The following is a 17,087-nucleotide window of genomic DNA, read 5'->3' as shown; positions in this document are numbered from 1 at the left end:
CCCCGGAGCGCCTAAAGGTTTCAGAACAGGCTGAGCAGCCAGCCGCCGTACGCGACGACGACCGCGACCACGAGCGCGCTGCCCTCGTCGGCGTCGAATTCGACGTACAACCCCTCGGTGTAGATGTACGTCTGCCAGCCGGCGACGAGGAACGTGAACGCGCCGTGGAGGAGGCCCGTCGAACCGACTGTCGACTGGAACTGCCGGGCGAACGCCTCGGGGGTGTCGAGGGACGCGGATTGGAGCGCGAACGCGAGCACGGCGTTGAGAATCGACGGCACGGTCGCAGGTCGAAGCCGCGTTCCTGGAAGTACCGGCGCGGTCTGGAGAGCGGAGTGTGCGGGGCCATGTCCCGGCCTGCCGGCGGAACCGGCAAATGTCTGTCGGCGTCAGTCGGGCCGCGAGTAGCCAACACTTTGCCCGCGCCGCCCCTACGCCGTGGCATGAAGCAGGTCATCGCCGCCCGAACGGACATCGGGATGGGGAAGGGGAAGCTCGCGGCGCAGGTCGCACACGCCTCCCTGAAAGCCTACGAGTACGCCGACGAACGGGCCCAGCGCCAGTGGAAACAGCAGGGCCAGACGAAGGTCGTCGTGAAAGCCAGCGGCGAGCGCGAACTCTACCAGATTGCGGAGGAAGCGAAAGCCAAGGGGCTGCCGTCCGCGGTCATCGAGGACGCCGGCCGCACCCAGTTGGAGCCGGGGACGCCCACGGCGGTCGCGGTCGGTCCGGCTGCCGACGCCGACGTGGACGAAATCACCGGCGACCTCTCGCTGTTCTGATAATGCGGGACGCTCACGAATTGGAACGCGCGGTCGGCATGTGGTACTACGCCAGCGACAGCGACGGCACCGGCGGCCGCCTCCGTGAGTCGCCGTCGGACTTCCGCGTCACCGAAATCGAGGACTTCGACACGCAGCCCGTCGACGCCGACCGGGGGGACTACCCGTGGCTCGTCCTGCGCGTGACGCTGACGTCGTGGGACACCAACGACTTCGCCCGCGAGTTCGCCAATCGCCTCGGGATGAGCCGCGAGCGCGTGACGTGGGCGGGGACGAAAGACCGCCACGCGGTCACCACCCAACTGTTCGCCGTCCGCGACATCGAACCCGAGGACGTCCCCGAGATTTCGGACGCGGGCATCGACGTCGTGGGCCGCGCGGGCCGCGGCCTCCAGTTCGGCGACCTCGCGGGCAACGAGTTCCGCGTCGTCGTCCGCGACCCGGACGACCCCGAACAGGCCGACGCCGTCACCGCGGACCTCGCGGCGTTCGGCGGCGGCGAACCGGGCTCGCGGGCGACGTCCGCTCGCTCGAATCGGGACGCTGCGCGTCCCGCGGTCCCCAATTTCTTCGGCCAGCAGCGCTTCGGCAGCAAGCGCCCCATCACGCACGAGGTCGGGCTCGCCATCCTCCGCGACGACTGGGAGGGCGCGGCGATGGCGTACCTCGGCGCGCCCAGCGAGTACGAGCCGGAGGACAGCCAGCGCGCCCGCCGGTTCGTCGAGGACACTCGCGACTGGGAAGCCGCCTTAGAGGAGTTCCCGAACCGGCTGCGCTACGAGCGCACGATGCTGCACGAACTGGCGGACGGCGGGAGCTTCCGGGACGCCGTCGAGACGTTTCCGTCGAACCTCCAGCGGCTGTTCATCCACGCCGCCCAGTCGTACGCGTTCAACCGCATGCTCTCCGAGCGCATGGAGCGCGGGCTGCCGTTCCACGAGCCCGTCGAGGGCGACGTCGTCTGGTTCGCGGAATCGGACGCGCCCGAGGGCGTCGCCCGCCCAGATTCGAGCCGCCAGCAGCGCGTCACCGCCGACCGCGTGGACGTGATGGCGCGCCACTGCGCGCGCGGCCGGGCGTTCGTCACCGCGCCGCTCGTCGGCACCGACACCGAACTCGCCGAGGGTGAACCCGGCGACATCGAGCGCGCCGTCCTCGGTGAACTCGACCTCGAATCCGGGGACTTCGACCTCCCGGGCGAGTTCGACTCCTCGGGGACGCGGCGCGCAATCCTGCTCCGCCCGGACCTTGATGTCGAACGCGACCCCCTGACCTTCGACTTCGCGCTTCCCTCCGGGAGCTACGCCACGGTCGTCCTGCGCGAGTACCTGAAGTCGGACCCGACGGACCTCTGACGGGCGACCCCGTATCAGACGGCCGCGTTCGTGCCGCCGTCGGCCGCGACCACGACGGCAGCGACGACCAGGAAACCGGCGACGGGGAAGACGTACAGCCAGAGCGCAGCCTGCCAGAAACCCAGGAGAAACAGGGCGCACGCGCCGCCGACGGCTACGAACGCCCGTCCCGAGACCACACCAGCAGCACCCGCGATTGCGCTCGCGCCGAGCGCCACGAACAACGTCAACCGTGCCGAGGTGTAGCCGGGCTGGCCGAGGTACCAGCCTAACACACCGAGGAACGCGGCGACCACGAGGACGGTCAGCCCGCGCACGGCGGCCGTTTTGGAGGGCGTCATCACGTCGAGGCGTACTGCCGGCTCGCTGAAAGGACCACCGGCGACGCGACAGTCCGTCCGCGACCGCTCGAAACACCGGGCTTTTGCGCGGCGGCACCGTTTCCCGGGATATGGACTGTCGGCGGTGTGGCACGCCCCTGCGCAAGCCGGGCGACTACTGCCTGGTCTGTGACACCGCCAACTGCGACGCCGTCGTCGCCGCCTGTGACCGCGACCACGCGACGCTCACGTTCCTCGACGACGAAGAGGTCATCGGGCAGACCGACATCGCCACCGTTCCCGAGGAGGGCGGCGAGACCGGCGTCGTCGAGCTCCGGAACTTCGCCGGCCGCATCGCCGACGAAATCCGGCGCAAGCGCCCCGAGGACGTCTTCGTCGCGGGCGACCACGATGTGATTCGCGCAGTGCGCGCGGACCTCCACTACGAGGTCTACCGCGTTCCCCGCGAGAACCCCGTGGAATCGGTGGTCGAGCGCCGCGGCGACCGCTCGCTGGACGTCGTCGACAAACCCGCCCGCGAGAAAATCGGCGGCCGCCACTCCACGCTCATCGGGGACCGCGACGGCCAGCGCGCGATTCGCACGGTCGCCGACCATCCGAACGTCAAGAAGGTCATCCCGGGCCCCATCGACGCCGGCGGCTCCGGCTCACGCACCGGCGTCCGTGCGAAAGTCACGCGCGCCGACGACAACGGTAACCTCCGCCTGCTCGTCCGCGACGGCTCCAGCGTCCAGGAGAACCGCGTCGTGACGACCGCGATGAACCGCGACACCGGCGAGCGCGTCCGCGCGGACCTCAACGACGCGCTCGCCGAGGAAGAACTACGGGACTGAATTCTTGCGGTAACGTGGTCTCGCGCTACCCGGGCACGCAGCTCACGGCTCACTTCGTTCGCCGTTCGCGGTAACGTGGTCTCGCTGCGCTCGACCACGCAACGTAGCGTTTATGTGCGCCCCGACGGTAGAAGCGTTCACTATGGCTAAGAAGGGCTCCACGGGGAGCGCCGGCCGATTCGGCGCGCGCTACGGCCGCGTCTCTCGGCGTCGCGTCTCCGAAATCGAGGACGAGATGAACGAGAAACACGCCTGCCCGGACTGCGGTTCCGACGCCGTCTCCCGACAGGGGACCGGCATCTGGCAGTGCTCGAAGTGTGACTACAAGTACGCCGGCGGCGCGTACAAGCCCCAGACGCCGGGCGGACGCACCGTCAGCCGCTCCATCCGCGCGGCGCTCGGCGAGAGCGAGGGCGAAGCGGACGTCGAAGCCGAGGCCGACGTCGAAGCCGTCGAGGAGTAAGCATGGCGTACAAGTGCTCCCGCTGTAAGCGCGACGTCGAACTCGACGAGTACGGCGGGGTTCGGTGCCCGTACTGTGGGCACCGCGTCCTCCTCAAAGAGCGGAGCCGCGACATCAAGGAAGTCGAAGTCCGATAACGGCCGGTGGACCACTCCACGGAACTGGTTTTCGAGTACGGTTCTCCCGCGGTCGCTCGCGCTATCGAGCGCAGCGTCGCGGTCGAAGCCGGCGACATCGAAGGCGACCGTAGCGACGCGGCCGTCCGGCGCGACGATGCGACCGTCACGGTGACCGTCGACGCGGCGGACCTGACCGCGCTGCGCGCCGGGAACAACACGTGGCTGACGCTCGTGGAGGTCGCCGAGCGCGTGGCGGACGCTACCGGCGGCGAGCGGCGCTGATTCACCGGATTACCGGTTCCTGAAGCTCGTCGGCCTCGCGGAGCGTAATACGGGGGTTTTTCTGTCGGGCGCGCCTCCCCAGGCGTATGCAGGGCAATCTGCCGCCGGAAGCACAGGAGAAGCTCGAGCAGCTACAGGACCTTCAGGAGAAAGCGCAGACGGTCGCGGCCCAGAAGCAGCAGGCCGAGACCCAGTTCACGGAAGCCCAGACCGCCGTCGACGCCCTCGACGACATCGAAGAGGGCGCGACGATGTACCGCGAGGTCGGCGAACTCCTCGTGGAGACGGACTACGACGACGCCGCCGACGACCTCGAAGAGAAGGTCGACAACCTCAAAGTGCGCGTCGATACCCTCTCGAAGCAGGAGGAGCGCGTGCAGGAGCAGTTCGAGGAACTCCAGGAGGAGCTCCAGGAGATGCTCGGCGGTGCCGGCGGCGGCGGTCCGATGGGCGGCCCGAGCGCGTAACTGATGGCGACTGACGACGCGACGCCGTCCGACGAGGAAGTCGTCGAGACCGCGGCCGAGGCCGCCGAAGGCCTCGTGTTCTCTCGGCTCGCGACCGGTGACGTCGACGACCTCGATGTCACCGTCACCTTCGAGGAGGGCGTGCTCGACGTAGACGTCTACGTCCACGCGCCGGACGCCGACGCCGACGTCGACCAGGTCGCGGAGGACGCCGCGCTCGCTGCGCGCGCCGCCGTCGACGACCTGTTCGCGGACGAGTAACCGTTCTCGCTCGTTCGTGCTACTGCACAACGCGTAGCGCCAGCCGTCGCGATTGCGCGACGGTGGCTACGTGAGGAAGAAGATGAGAATGCTGATGGCGACGGTGGCGAGCACGGCGAGCGCGACAATTACGCCGCCCATCGCGATGACAGCGTTGGCGTGGCTGGCGAGCGTCTCCGTGCGGTCGTTGCCGAACACGGTGACTTCCGCACGCTCGCTGGCCATGCCGGCTTCGACGGGTTCGAGGTCGGCGACGGCCTCGGCGGTGAGCTCCGCGACGAGGTCGACGAGCTCGTCCCAGTCGATGGTTGCGCCGACCTGGTTCGTGGATTCGACGGTGTTGACGATGTGGGTGTCCGTGGTCATGATCTCCGCGTGGTCGACGCCGTCGAGCGCGTCGATGAGTTCCTCGCGGAGCCCGGGTTCCATGTTGTTCCCGTCGACGAGCACGTACGCCGTGCGGTCACCGGCCGTGTCCTCAGAACGCTGGGAGTTCTGCTGGGTGGTTCGAGAGACGCCATCGGCGTCTCTCGTCATCTCGGAAGACTCTGTCTTCCGAGTGTCGAGGACGGCGACGCGGACGCCGAGCGGGCCGATGCCGTCCTCGGGCCGCCACGGCGTGCGGTCCCACGCGACGCCGAGTTCGAGGCTGTCCTCGTCGGCGTCGCGGAGGCTGCGCGCGGCCTCGCCGGCGGCCTGAATCATGTCGAACGAGCGCTTGCTCCCGGGGTAGACGTGCCCGAGGTCGTCGCCGCCGAGCCCGTTGTTGCAGTTGTGCGCGTCCGCCAGCAGGACGTCGTCCATGCCCTCGACGCGGGCTTCGGCGGTCGCGGAGAGGCCGACCGCGTACTCGACGTCGTCGGCGAACTCGGGGGAGAACGTGGAGACGAGGAGCGCGTCGTCGCCGAACGCCTGCCCGAGGAGCTTCGCTTCGCCCTCCTGGACGCGGACCGCGGGGGTCGCGCGGTCGGAGTAGTCGATGGACGCGTGGGCGCGCTCGGCGGCGTCGATGAGCGTGTCGACTTCGCGCTCGGTGACGAGGTTGAAGTCGTGGCCGGCGGTAGCGTGGGGCGGGAACGCCAGCCCGGTCGCGGACTCGGCGACGCGCTGTGGGAGGTTCCCGCCGCCGATTTCCCCCATCGGGCCGGGGTGAATCATCGGCAACACGAACCGCGCTTTCTCCTCGCCGTCGTCGGCGTTCCGGAACGCCAGCACCGTCACGGGGACGACCGCTTCCTCGCCAATCTGCTCGAAGAAGTCCTCCAGTTCCCGGGTTCCCTCGGCGATGTGACCGATGAACCCGCTGACGAAGTCGAGGACGCTGACGCCGAGGCTGCGCTTCCACGGGCGGTCGATGGCGACGACGAGCCCGTAGGCGGCGACGCCGTACAGCGCGGTCAGCAACACGAACAACACGAAGTCCCGGGGCGCGAACGCGTACTGGATCTCCGGCGGTGCCTCGGCGGGCCGGGAGAGGAAGGCGCTCAGGAGGCGGCCGCCCGTCGTGAGGTAGTTCATCGTGCCGCTGTAGACGAACAACAGCAGGCCCGCGGTCAGGGTCTGGATGCTCGCGGGAATCGCGGCGACCAGCGGGGAGTCCCGGGAGACCGCCAGCACCACGAGGAACCGTATCGCGAACACGAGCCCGAGCGCCGCTATGAGCGCGTCGAAGACGAAGTTCTGCCCGAACCGGCCGGTGAGCGTGGCGACGACGCCGGCGGCCACGAGCACGACCACGACCACGACCTCACAGGCGAACGCCAACAGCGACGACCGACTGTACGTGAGTTGGCCGCCGAAGTAGCGGTCGACCGGCGTGGTGCCGAGGCTCGCGACGACCGTCGGCACGCCGATGAAGAACACGCCCTGCCAGGCGTCTTCGAGCACGTACTGGCTGTCGAAGGCCGCGATGCCGGCCAGCGCCGCGATGACTAGCGAGAGCGCGACGCTCGTGTACCACTGGGGCGCGCGGAAGATGTACTTCGAGAGGCTCGCCAGTTCGCCCTGCGTCTCCGTCATCGGCCTACTCGCAGATGTCGACGAAGTTCTCGAAGACCGCTTCGCCCTCCTCGGTGTGCGCGACCTCGGGGTGCCACTGGACGCCGTAGCGGTCGCGGTCGGTGTCCGAGATGGCTTCGACGTCGCAGATGTCGCTGCGGGCGGTGCGCGTGAACCCCTCGGGGACGTCGACGACCTCGTCGGCGTGGCTCGCCCAGACGCGGGTCTCGGGCGCGAGCGACCCGAGCAGCGGGTCGTCCTCGTCGAGAATCTCGACGTCGACGTCGGCGTAGCCGCCGTAGTCTCCGGATTCGACGGAGCCGCCGAGCTCCGTGGCGATGAGCTGCATGCCGAGACAGATGCCGAGAATCGGGACGTCGAGGTCGAGGTACTCGGGGCAGTTCCCGACGTCGTCCATGTCGGGGCCGCCGGAGAGCACGAGGCCGTCGGCGTCGATGTCCGCTGGCGGCGTCGTGTTGTCGACGGTCTCGGTCTCCACCCCGTCCATGTCCCGGAGCACCCGGTGCTCCAGGTGGGTGAACTGACCGTGGTTGTCGACGACGAGGATGCGTGTCATTAGGGCGGGCTACACGATTCGCGACTAAAAACCCACTCGTTCGGAGTTACAGCGCCGACGGGTCGAAGCGCCGATTCTCCCGGTCCCACGCCGAGCGGTCGCGTTCGGCGCGCGTGTCGACGTACGCTTCGAGGCCGTTGCCCGCGGGGTCCGAGAAGTACAGCGCCTTGCTGATGCCGTGGTCGACGGGCGTGGAGGGGACGCCGCGCTCGCAGAGTGCGTCGTAGACGTCACCCAGATGCTCCTCGGCGTCGACTTCGATTGCGGCGTGGTAGAGGCCGACCCCGCGGCCGGCATCCGGCGCGTCGGCCCCGACGGCTTGCAGCGCGACGTCGTGGTGGTGCTCGCCCCACGAGAGGAACGCGAACCGTCCCTCCGTCTCCGTGATTTCGAGGTCGAAGACGTCCTCGTAGAACGCGACGGCGCGATCGAGGTCGCGGACCTTGAGGTGGACGTGGCCGAGGTGGAACGGCGTGTCGTTCATACCAGACGTTTGGTGCGAGGACAGTTAGCCGTCGGGGGTCGAAGCAGTGGTAGTGTTCACTCGTCCTTTCAATCCACCAGGATACTGAGAAATCGACGAGCAGAAACTAGCTTCATGGCCGTCATTACCTGAACAGTATCGGAGCAGTACTACTCGTCACCGTACCGGTCGGCCGCGGTGTCGAAGGAGAGCTCGGACTGCTCCTCGCTGCGCCGGCCCTCCGCGGCCACGATGGCCTCGGGGTCGGGGCTGGCGTCGTCGTCGATGCGCGCCCACGAGTCGTGGACTTTCGCGTGACACCACCGACAGAGGAAGACGGTGATTTCGTGGCCGACGTCCTCGTCGTCGTCGTACGCGAGGTGGTGTTCTTCGAGGAGCGGGCGCTCGTCGTCGTGGGCCTGCCGGCGCTCTTCGAGCCCGCAGCGCGCGCACTCGCGGTCGCGCTGGCGGCACCGATAGTGGGGACAGTCAGCCCACTCCCAGTCGCCGTCCGCGACGGGGCACGCGAAGTCGTCGGCGCTGCGCTCGGCGGCGAACTCGGGGTCGTGCTGGCCGTGCTCGAACGCGTACCGGCACTTCCCGTCGTCGGTCGCGTAGTCGCAGACGCCGGCGTGGTCGTAGGGGTCGTCGACCCCGACGGCGGTCCCAGTCGGCGTCTTCTTCACGCCCCGGCGTAGCGACCGAACGGGGTAACGCTTTTCGCTGCCCGCCGCCGACTCCGGGTGTGCACCTCCGCCACGAACGCGACGGCGACGCGCGGACGCTCGCGACTGACGTCGACGTCGCCGACTCGCTGTTCGCGCAGACCCGCGGGCTGATGTTCCGGCGGTCGATTCCCGACGGCTACGCGCTCGTCTTCGACTTCGACGGCGCTGCCAGCCGCGACGTCCACATGCTGTTCGTGCCGTTCGACCTCGACGCCGTCTGGGTGGAGGACGAGGAAGTCCAGCGCGTCGAACGCCTCTCCGCGTGGACGGGACGCGGCGAGGCGCGCTGCGACACGCTCGTCGAACTTCCGGCGGGCGCGGCCGACGACGTCCGCGTCGGCGACCGCGTCTACCTCGCGAACTGACAGGCAACATCTGTCAGACCCCACACCTTCAAACGTGTGTGGCACGCTACGACACACACACCATGTCGGACCACACCGGCACGGAGGATAGAGTAAGTCGCCTCACGGCGGCTGGCCGAGAAATTCTCCGGCACTAGTTTCCCTGCCGCTCTCGACGGCGGCGCACCCGACGTACAGTTCCTCGACACCACGCTACGCGACGGCGAACAAGCCCCGGGCATCTCGTTGTCCGCCGACCAGAAGGCGACCATCGCGCGCAAACTCGACGACACCGGCGTCTCCGTCGTCGAAGCCGGCAGTGCGTGCACGAGCGCCGGCGAGCGCGAGACGATTCGCCGCGTCACCGGCCTCGACCTGGACGCGACGGTCACGAGCTTCTGTCGCGGCATCCAGCGCGACGTCGACCTCGCGCTCGACTGCGACGTCGACGGCGTGAACCTCGTCGTCCCCGCCAGCGACCGCCACGTCGAAGAGAAGGTCGGCACCAGCCGCGAGAGCGTCCTGGACACGACCCGCGAACTCGTGGAGTACGCGACCGACCACGGCCTCTGGGTCGAAGTCATCGGCGAGGACGGCTCGCGCGCCGACGACGCGTTCCTCGCGGAGCTCGCCGAGACGACGGCGGACGCCGGCGCGGACCGGTTCTGCGTCGCGGACACCGTCGGCCACGCCAGCCCCGAGCGCGTCTACGAACTCGTGGATGCGGTTGCCGAGTACGGCCCGGTGAGCGTCCACACCCACGACGACCTCGGGCTCGCCGTGACGAACGCGCTCGCTGGCGTTGCCGCGGGCGCGGATCTCGTCCACGCCACCGTCAACGGCGTCGGCGAGCGCGCCGGCAACGTCGCGCTCGAAGAGGTCGCGGTCGCGCTCTGGCACTGCTACGGCGTCGAACCGCTGGACACCGAGCGCCTCTACGACCTCGCGTCGACGGTCGCGGAGGCCACGGGCGTCCCGCTCCCGCCGAACAAGGCCGTCTCCGGCGAGAACGCGTTCGCCCACGAGTCCGGCATCCACACCGACGGCACGCTCAAGGACGACCGCATGTACGAGCCGTACTCCCCGGAGGCGGTCGGCCGCGAACGCCGCCTCGTCCTCGGGAAGCACGCCGGCCGCGCGGGCGTCAGCGCTGCCCTCGCCGAACACGACGTCGAAGTCTCCGACGACGAACTCGCGGCGGTCGTCGAGCGCGTGAATGAGCTCGGCGAGCGCGGCAAGCGCGTCACCGACGCCGACCTGCTCGCCGTCGCCGAGGACGTCCAGGGCGGCGACCGTGACCGCCGCGTCGAAGTGCTCGACCTCACGGCTGCCAGCGGCGGCGGCACTCCCACCGCGTCGGTCCGCCTGCGCGTGGACGACGAGGAGCACAGCGCCGCCGGCACCGGCAGCGGCCCCGTCGACGCCGCCATCGCCGCCGTCCGCGACGCCCTCGGCGACGTCACCTTCCACCTCGAAGAGTACCACGTCGACGCCATCACCGGTGGAACGGACGCCGTGGTCACCGTCCACGTCACCGTCTCGCGCGGCGACCGCACGGTCACCGTCGACGCCAGCGACGCGGACATCACCGCAGCCAGCGTCAACGCCGTCGTCGAAGCCCTCGACCGCCTCCTCCCCGAAAAGGAGGCGACGACGACCGCGGACTGACGGACGCTCCGCTGATTTTCGCGGCCCGCGTAATCGGCTGTTCCACTAACACAGGGCGGGACTGAGCGAACGCTACGCGTTCGCGAGGGTCGGAAGACGAACGCAGTGAGTCTTCCGGGACTGAAAGGGGCGGCGCGGTCGCCGAACCCCGGCGTTCGGAAGACGCATCGCGTCTTCCGCAGCCCATCAGAACGCGCAGCGTTCTGAGGACGACGCAAGCACCGCAGCGAAGCGAGGAGCGCAGCGAGCCGCGGGAGTCTCGTGAGTGCAGCGAACGAGACCACGGGAGACGAGCACTGCGAGTCTCCCGACGGGCGACCGCGCCGGGGCTTTCGAGGAAGCGTTGGATTCAATTGGAACAAAACGGTCGCGTCGAAGCGAAGCGCCGAGGAGGAGATACCAACGCCCCGTCTTTCTCAGTCCGACGACGTCACCGAACGTTCGGGGTTGTCCGTGAACTCTGCCTCGAACCCGTCCGGGTAGGCCGAGAACTGGCCGTTCGGCGTCACGGTTCCGGACTTCAGGGCGAGTTGGCTGTCGCCCGTCCGTCGTGACGACTGTTGGCCGCGACGGACGTACCGCAATCCGACGTTCTTCGCCGCGTTGTAGTCCGCGTTCGCCTCAGTTCCACACTCTTGGCACTGGAAGTGCGCGCGTGAACGGCGATTCGCCGCCGACGTGAAGCCGCACTCCGCACAGCGAACCAACGTGTTGGCAGAATCGACCTGCTGAACAGAGATACCGGCGGCTTCGGCTTTGTATTCGACGTACTCGTAGATGGTACGGAACGTCCACCTGTGTCCCCAGGCTGCGTTCGTCCGGTCGCGAATTCCAGTCAAATCCTCGAACGCGATAACGTCACAGTCGAATCGTCTCGCCTCCGCGACGATGTCGTTCGCGGCGCGGTGGGCGATGTCCCGAATGTAGCGCAGCTGACGGCCGCTCGCTCGGGTGAGAGTACGGTGTGCGCTACGAGTGCCCGTCTGTTGTAGTCCTGCGCGCACGTTCTCGAACTCGCAAAGTCGATGCGTCAACCGTCGACCGCTGACGAACGATGCCGTGCTGGTGACCACGAGGTTCTCTACGCCGAGGTCTACCCCGAGGACCGTCCCGTCCTCGGCGGTATCACGCTCGGCGTCAGTCTTGTGGCGTCGAAATCCGAGGTGCAGGAAGAAGTCGCCGTCTCGGACAGTAAGCGTACTCTCAGTGACGCTCCACTCGTCCGAGTCGAGGAACTGGCGCTGATAGCCGTCTTCGTCGTCGGGAAGGACGAGCGGACAACGGACGCGGCTATCCGAGGTCGACAGTGAGACGGTGTCGTCGTCGAACAGCGTCATCGACCGCGCGTCGTACGTGACTGTCGGCGCAGTGAACGTTGGTTTACTCACCGGCTTCCCGTCCGTGCGACGTTCGAGACAACTGTTGATTGCCTCGGCCGCCTGATGCGTCGCGAGAATCGCGTGTTGACTACCGAGCGCCGTCTCCTCCCGAACGGAATCGTACGCCAGCGACTGCACGTCGCGCTTCGCGCGGCACTTCTCCCACGCCATGTCTGTAGCAATCTGGCAGCCGCGACGCCACTCCGTAATCGTCTCTTCGAGCAGTTCGCGCTGCTCGTCGTCGACGGAGAGACGCGTGATGGCCGTCCGACGCACGTAGTCACTGGCCACACGACCGATGTCATCGAGATACTACTTAAAATTCGTGCTCGTGTGAGGTGAGATTTATCGAGAGTGGTTAGAAAGGCCTAGCTACATCTAACCGGTCGTGCAGCGTCGGAGAGAAGCGCCGAGGGAGCGATTTGAACGCTCGAGTCCGTGAGGACAGTTGCTCTCGAAGCAACCGCCTTGGCCAGGCTAGGCTACCTCGGCTCGTTCGGGAGAACGCCGTTGTCGGATTTAGGGATTACGGTTGGCGGGAGCGAGGTCGTGTCAACCGATACCACTAAACGCGACGGGGTGAACGAACGCCTATGGACGTCACTGCTGCGAGTGACGACTGCGACGCCGTCCTGAGCGAAGTCGAGCGCGCGGTCGTGACCGACCGCGAGTTCCTCGAAACGGTCCTCGTCGGGTTCCTGGCCGACGGCCACGTCCTCCTCGAAGACGTTCCGGGCACCGGGAAGACGCTGACCGCGCGTAGCGTCGCGACCGCCCTCGGCCTCGATTTCAGCCGCATCCAGTTCACGCCGGACCTGCTGCCGGCGGACGTGCTGGGGACGCACGTGTTCAACGAGAAGTCCCGAGAGTTCGAGTTCCAGCCCGGGCCGGTGTTCGCAAACGTGTTGCTGGCGGACGAAATCAACCGCGCACCCCCCAAGACACAGGCCGCACTCCTCGAGGCGATGGAGGAAGGGCAGGCGACCATCGACGGGGAGACGATGGCGCTGCCGGAGCCCTTTTTGGTCATCGCGACCCAGAACCCCGTCGAGCAGGAGGGGACCTTCCCGCTCCCCGAGGCCCAGATGGACCGGTTCGTCGCGAAGGCGGGCATCGGCTACCCGGACGAAGCCGGCGAACTGGAACTCCTCCGACGGCGTGCGGGGCGGTCGTCGCGCAGCCCGGGCGTCGAGTCGGTCCTCGACGCCGAGCGCGTGCAGGCGGTACGGGCGGTCGCCGAGGACGTGCGCGTCGACGACGACCTCCTCCAGTACGTCGTGTCGGTGGCGCGGGAGACGCGCGAGGACCGCCGCGTCGAGGTGGGCGTGAGCCCGCGCGGCACCCAGCGGCTGTTCGAGACGGCACGGGCACGCGCGGTGCTCCGCGGGCGGGAGTACGTCGTTCCCGAGGACGTGAAGCGGCTGGCGCCGAACGTGCTCGCGCACCGGCTCGTGTTGACGCCGGACGCGGCCGTCGAGAACACGGACAAGCGCGAGGTCGTCGACGACGTGCTCGACTCGGTGCCGGTGCCGACCATCGAGAGTCAGTCGCCGAGCACGTAGGCGAGGAAGACGGCCGCGAACAGCAGCGCAACCAAACCGGTCACGGGGAGACTTGTGGGGCCGAACTGGTAGATACCGAACCCGAGAGCGGCGGCCAGCGACGCGACCGCGACGCTCCCGGCGGTGTGGACGGCGATGGACTGTGCGACCGCCGCGTCCGCGCCGACGTCGACGCCGAGCGTGACCGCGTGCTCGCCGGTGTCGTAGGCGACGAGCGCGGCGATGCCCGCAATCAGCGCGAGCGCGGTGGGAAGGCCAGTCGCGGCGCCGACGGCGACACCGAGGAAGGCGAACGTACCGCCGAGCGTGACGTACGACCGGGTCGCGCTACGGGCGCCGAAGACGACAGCTGCAGCACCCGGGCCGGCGAGCACGAGGCCGGCCGTCGAGCCCGCTGCGACCGGGAGCACGACGAGCGCGGCGGCGGCGGTCGCAGGAACGACAGCGAGCGTGGGCGGGCGCGCGTCGAACTCGCTCACTGCGACCACCTCCGGCTGGCAGTAGCGACGGCGACCGGGAACGAGTCCTCGGCCGGCCAGTCGACGACGCGGACGCCCGCGCGGCGCAGCGACCGAATCCGGGTGGCGCGCTCGATGCGCGCGACCTGCTGGCCGAGCGTGTCGGTGCCGGTGACGTCCGGCGATACCACCGTCACCGGGTTGCCACCGGCTTCGAGCCGGCGGACGTACTCGGCGGCGTTGTCGTCGGCCAGCGGCGAACAGAACACGACCTGCGCGTCCGCGGGCAGGTGCTTGCGGAGCCGGCGGAACACGAGCGCGCCGAGGAACCGGCGGTCCGGGGCGAGCGCGGCGAACCCCCGGCCGCGAGCGAGCGCGTCCCGGAGGCGGGCGCGGTGGTCGCGGCCCGTCCCGGGCGCGAGCCACTCCCAGTGTGGGCCGAACGCGGCGACGCCCACGCGGTCGCCGGCGTCGAGCAGCGCGGACGCGACCCCGCCCGCGGCTTCGACGCCGTACTCGACGGCGTCCTCCCCGTTCTCGTCGGCGACGTGCGCTGCGTCGCGGGCGTCCACGACGGCGACGACGGTCGCGGCGCGCTCCTCGCGGTACTGGACGGTCGAGAGTTCGCCGGTTCGCGCGAGCCGGTGCCAGTCCACGCGCGAGAGCGGGTCGCCGGGCCGGTACTCGCGGGTCGCGTGGAACTCCACGCCCGACCCGCCCTGCGAGGTGGGGACGCGGCCGACGCGCTGGACGGTCTGCTCGCGCAGCGGGAACGACGACAAGTCGGGGAGTTCGGGGACGGACGCGACGCTCGACGGCGTCGGAATCGTGGCTTCCGTCTCGCGGGCCCCGCTGAGGTCCCGCGCGCGGACGTGCACCGAGTCGAAGTCGTGCTGGCCGCGGTGACTCTCGACGGTGTACCGGAGCGTCGCCGACTTCCCCGAGCGGAGCGCGGTCGCGAGCCGCGGCGACCCGTCGACGACCTCCACGCCCGCGGGCACGTCGTCGACGACGCGGAGGTCCGGGAGGAACGCGCCGTCGTTGGTGACCGACAGCGTCACGTCGACCTCGTCGCCGGGCTCGGGGTCGTCGGCGTGAATCGTCCGCTCGACGGCCAGCGACGGCGATGACGCTGCGAACAGCGCACCGTAGGCCGCGTACGTGACGCCGAGCACGGCGAGCAGGAGCGCGGCCGGCGACGACGACGCGATGCCGGCCGCGGCCGCGAGCAGCGAGAGCGCGGTGACGCCACGCCAGCGGTTCGTCTCGCGCGTGGTCACACCCGTGAGCGTCGTGCCGATTCCCTCGGCGTCCGAATCGGCGTCAGTCGCGCCGTCCGCGCCGGTTGGCGGGGCCGCCTCGGTGGTGCTCGTACTCACGTCAGTCACCTCCGGCGTCGACGCCCGAGCGGCGTTCCAATTCGGCGAGCGCGTGCCGGACTTCGCGCTCGTGGGTCGACTCGATGCCCGCGAACGAGGCGACGAGGTGCTGTGCTGCCGGGTTGACGTCCTCGGCGAACAGCGCGGCGGCGGTGCGGTCGTCGGTCCACGTGCCGTCGTCGAGGCGGCGGTGCGCCTCGTCCGCGGACCAGCCCTCGGCGTCGGACAGCACGCGCACCGCGAGCACGCGCAGGCGCTCCCGGAGGCGGGTGTCGGCGCTCGACGCACCGTCCCGCGGGCCGACAGCGAGTTCCGTGCCGATTTCCGCGCCGGGTCGTGGCGGCTCGTAGCGACCCTCTAGGCCGGACGCCCGCACGACCGCTTCGTCGGGGTCGCGGAAGTCCACCTTCTTGCGGGCGGCGTGTGTCGCGAGCGCGAACACGACTGCGAGCGCGGCGACGACGACGCGCGGCACGTCCGGCAGCCGCAGCGTGGTCGCAATCGAGGGCGCGGCGGCTATGGCGACGCCGAGCGCGGTGAACGCGAGGCCGAGGACGAGCAGGACGCGCCGCAGCACTACCCGTCACCCCCGTAAGAGGCTTCAATGGCGCGGAGCGCGTCGGCCGCGCGCTGCTCGCGGTCCGCCGTGACCGCTGCGCCGCCGTACCGGACCGACCGGAAGAGGTCCGTGAGTTCGTCGACGTGCTCGCGGGCCATTCCGACGTCGCTGGCGGCGGCCGCGAACTCCGCGGGCGTGCTCGCCTCGGGGTTGGCGACGTCGAGGTGGTCGGTCATCTCCCGCCACGCGCGGTACACTTCGTTCTCGACGTCCGCGTCCGCGGCGATGCGGTCAGCCGCGTCGCCGGCGACGTTCCCGAGCGCGCCGAGCGTCTCGTCGTCGGCCGCGGGAGCGGGTTCGGGGACGGGCTCGCGCTCGGGTGGTTCGTCGTCGCCGGTCGCGCGGAACGCGACGGCGCCGAGCAACACGGCGATTGCGAGCAAGCCGAGGAGCACGGTCGGCGGCGAGAACAACAGTTCGCTGCCGGCACTGCCGCCGGCCTCGCCGCCAGGTGCCGGGTCGGACGGGAGTTCGGGGATGAGACTGCTGCCGCCGCGTCCCTCGATGTCTCGGCTGCAGTTGGTGAGCAACAGCCACGCGGGGAACAGCACCGACGACGTGACGAACACGACGATGAACGCGGGCACGATGCCGTCGCGCCAGTACGCAACGAGGCCGAGCAGCAGGGCGAACCCGAAGACGGCGAAGCCCGCGGTCGGCGTCGCGAGGATTGGGACGCACACCGGTTCGAGGCGGAACGACTCCTCGCCGTCGGCGGGCTCGGGGTTGTCGAAGCCGTCGCCGCCGTCGCCGGACTGGGCAGCGGTGCCACTGGGGTCGGGCCCGGAGCCGCCGATGCCGCTGCCGCCGGCGGGCTGCTGGGGGTTTGCGAGCGTCGCGGCCGCCAGCGACACCGCGAGCACGCAGAGGAGGGCGACCAGGAGGGCGCGTCGGTTGCGGACCACTGCCGGCGTTTACGATGTGCACAGTATAGGTCTTGCGAACAGTTCACTCGCCACACTCGTTTTCAGTGCTATTCGTGAAGTTTTAAATTAAGTGACGAACCAGT

Annotated in this window: 22 protein-coding genes and 1 tRNA gene; 11 read left to right on the top strand and 12 right to left on the bottom strand. The window is 69.4% G+C overall.

The annotated features are described in order from the left end of the window. Positions 1-20 precede the first annotated feature (20 nt). Positions 21-281: a hypothetical protein gene (locus LT974_RS02030; RefSeq protein WP_232588986.1), complete on the bottom strand. Its 261-nt coding sequence runs from the start codon at positions 279-281 to the stop codon at positions 21-23. 162 nt (positions 282-443) lie between these two features. Here LT974_RS02030 and pth2 point away from each other — a divergent pair, with 162 nt between their 5' ends. Together pth2 and truD are read left to right on the top strand one after the other, a co-directional pair. After that, positions 444-782: a peptidyl-tRNA hydrolase Pth2 gene (gene pth2, locus LT974_RS02025; protein ID WP_232588985.1), complete on the top strand. Its 339-nt coding sequence runs from the start codon at positions 444-446 to the stop codon at positions 780-782. Positions 783-784: 2 nt separating this feature from the next. Next, positions 785-2,137, top strand: coding sequence for a tRNA pseudouridine(13) synthase TruD (gene truD / locus LT974_RS02020; RefSeq protein ID WP_232588984.1), 1,353 nt, complete (start codon positions 785-787; stop codon positions 2,135-2,137). Positions 2,138-2,151: 14 nt separating this feature from the next. On the opposite strand, the gene LT974_RS02015 is transcribed toward truD, so the two are convergent. After that, positions 2,152-2,478, bottom strand: a complete 327-nt coding sequence (locus LT974_RS02015; protein WP_232588983.1) for a hypothetical protein — start codon at positions 2,476-2,478, stop codon at positions 2,152-2,154. 110 nt (positions 2,479-2,588) lie between these two features. On the opposite strand from LT974_RS02015, the gene LT974_RS02010 reads away from it, so the two are divergent. From LT974_RS02010 to LT974_RS01985, 6 genes are all read left to right on the top strand, one after another. Next, positions 2,589-3,311 carry a DUF2103 domain-containing protein gene (locus tag LT974_RS02010; RefSeq protein ID WP_232588982.1) on the top strand — a complete coding sequence of 241 codons (723 nt, stop codon included), beginning with the start codon at positions 2,589-2,591 and terminating at the stop codon, positions 3,309-3,311. Positions 3,312-3,453: 142 nt separating this feature from the next. Next, positions 3,454-3,774 (top strand): 50S ribosomal protein L37ae, encoded by a 321-nt coding sequence (locus LT974_RS02005; RefSeq protein ID WP_232588981.1) that lies wholly within the window; start codon positions 3,454-3,456, stop codon positions 3,772-3,774. 2 nt (positions 3,775-3,776) lie between these two features. Then, complete coding sequence (locus LT974_RS02000) at positions 3,777-3,911, top strand: DNA-directed RNA polymerase subunit P (protein ID WP_230887819.1); 135 nt, start codon at positions 3,777-3,779, stop codon at positions 3,909-3,911. Between the two features lie 6 nt (positions 3,912-3,917). Continuing rightward, entirely contained in the window at positions 3,918-4,175 is a 258-nt protein-coding gene (locus tag LT974_RS01995; protein WP_232588979.1) for a KEOPS complex subunit Pcc1, read from the top strand. Positions 4,176-4,261: 86 nt separating this feature from the next. Then, the gene (locus LT974_RS01990; RefSeq protein ID WP_232588978.1) at positions 4,262-4,642 is read left to right on the top strand and encodes a prefoldin subunit beta; all 381 of its coding nucleotides are present in this window, start codon (positions 4,262-4,264) and stop codon (positions 4,640-4,642) included. 3 nt (positions 4,643-4,645) lie between these two features. Then, positions 4,646-4,903 (top strand): DUF3194 domain-containing protein, encoded by a 258-nt coding sequence (locus LT974_RS01985; RefSeq protein WP_232588976.1) that lies wholly within the window; start codon positions 4,646-4,648, stop codon positions 4,901-4,903. Positions 4,904-4,969: 66 nt separating this feature from the next. Here the strand turns inward: LT974_RS01985 and LT974_RS01980 are convergent, their stop codons facing one another. The 4 genes from LT974_RS01980 to LT974_RS01965 all read right to left on the bottom strand — a co-directional run bounded on the left by LT974_RS01980 (position 4,970) and on the right by LT974_RS01965 (position 8,627). Then, entirely contained in the window at positions 4,970-6,922 is a 1,953-nt protein-coding gene (locus LT974_RS01980) for a DUF2070 family protein (RefSeq protein ID WP_232588975.1), read from the bottom strand. A 4-nt stretch (positions 6,923-6,926) separates the two neighbouring features. Continuing rightward, entirely contained in the window at positions 6,927-7,478 is a 552-nt protein-coding gene (locus tag LT974_RS01975) for a GMP synthase subunit A (protein ID WP_232588974.1), read from the bottom strand. Positions 7,479-7,524: 46 nt separating this feature from the next. Beyond that, positions 7,525-7,962, bottom strand: coding sequence for a VOC family protein (locus LT974_RS01970; RefSeq protein WP_232588973.1), 438 nt, complete (start codon positions 7,960-7,962; stop codon positions 7,525-7,527). 149 nt (positions 7,963-8,111) lie between these two features. Continuing rightward, the gene (locus LT974_RS01965; RefSeq protein WP_232588972.1) at positions 8,112-8,627 is read right to left on the bottom strand and encodes a DUF7097 family protein; all 516 of its coding nucleotides are present in this window, start codon (positions 8,625-8,627) and stop codon (positions 8,112-8,114) included. A 59-nt stretch (positions 8,628-8,686) separates the two neighbouring features. Between LT974_RS01965 and LT974_RS01960 the strand changes: the two genes are divergently transcribed. Further along, entirely contained in the window at positions 8,687-9,034 is a 348-nt protein-coding gene (locus tag LT974_RS01960) for a DUF192 domain-containing protein (protein ID WP_232588971.1), read from the top strand. 111 nt (positions 9,035-9,145) lie between these two features. Then, the gene (locus LT974_RS01955) at positions 9,146-10,681 is read left to right on the top strand and encodes a 2-isopropylmalate synthase (protein ID WP_232590295.1); all 1,536 of its coding nucleotides are present in this window, start codon (positions 9,146-9,148) and stop codon (positions 10,679-10,681) included. Between the two features lie 416 nt (positions 10,682-11,097). On the opposite strand, the gene LT974_RS01950 is transcribed toward LT974_RS01955, so the two are convergent. Both LT974_RS01950 and LT974_RS01945 read right to left on the bottom strand, forming a co-directional pair. After that, entirely contained in the window at positions 11,098-12,351 is a 1,254-nt protein-coding gene (locus LT974_RS01950) for an RNA-guided endonuclease InsQ/TnpB family protein (RefSeq protein ID WP_232588970.1), read from the bottom strand. A 116-nt stretch (positions 12,352-12,467) separates the two neighbouring features. Further along, positions 12,468-12,552 (bottom strand) — tRNA-Ser (locus tag LT974_RS01945). 101 nt (positions 12,553-12,653) lie between these two features. Between LT974_RS01945 and LT974_RS01940 the strand changes: the two genes are divergently transcribed. Next, positions 12,654-13,622 (top strand): AAA family ATPase, encoded by a 969-nt coding sequence (locus tag LT974_RS01940; RefSeq protein WP_232588969.1) that lies wholly within the window; start codon positions 12,654-12,656, stop codon positions 13,620-13,622. Here LT974_RS01940 and LT974_RS01935 read toward each other — a convergent pair. From LT974_RS01935 to LT974_RS01920, 4 genes are read right to left on the bottom strand one after another with little or no spacing between them, the layout of a single operon-like run. Further along, on the bottom strand, positions 13,604-14,101 hold the full coding sequence (locus LT974_RS01935; RefSeq protein WP_232588968.1) for a DUF7519 family protein: 498 nt from the start codon (positions 14,099-14,101) through the stop codon (positions 13,604-13,606). The two genes, LT974_RS01940 and LT974_RS01935, sit on opposite strands and share 19 nt — an antisense overlap. Continuing rightward, on the bottom strand, positions 14,098-15,459 hold the full coding sequence (locus LT974_RS01930; protein WP_232588967.1) for a DUF58 domain-containing protein: 1,362 nt from the start codon (positions 15,457-15,459) through the stop codon (positions 14,098-14,100). The genes LT974_RS01935 and LT974_RS01930 overlap by 4 nt, the downstream gene beginning before the upstream one ends. 1 nt (position 15,460) lies before the next feature. Beyond that, complete coding sequence (locus tag LT974_RS01925; protein ID WP_232588966.1) at positions 15,461-16,036, bottom strand: DUF7269 family protein; 576 nt, start codon at positions 16,034-16,036, stop codon at positions 15,461-15,463. Then, entirely contained in the window at positions 16,036-16,983 is a 948-nt protein-coding gene (locus LT974_RS01920; protein WP_232588965.1) for a DUF4129 domain-containing protein, read from the bottom strand. The genes LT974_RS01925 and LT974_RS01920 overlap by 1 nt, the downstream gene beginning before the upstream one ends. Positions 16,984-17,087: the final 104 nt, after the last annotated feature.

This window comes from Halobacterium noricense (genome assembly GCF_021233435.1).
GTDB lineage: Archaea > Halobacteriota > Halobacteria > Halobacteriales > Halobacteriaceae > Halobacterium > Halobacterium noricense.
The sequence above is the reverse complement of the archived record's forward strand: the minus strand, read 5'-3'. Positions and strand labels throughout refer to the sequence as shown.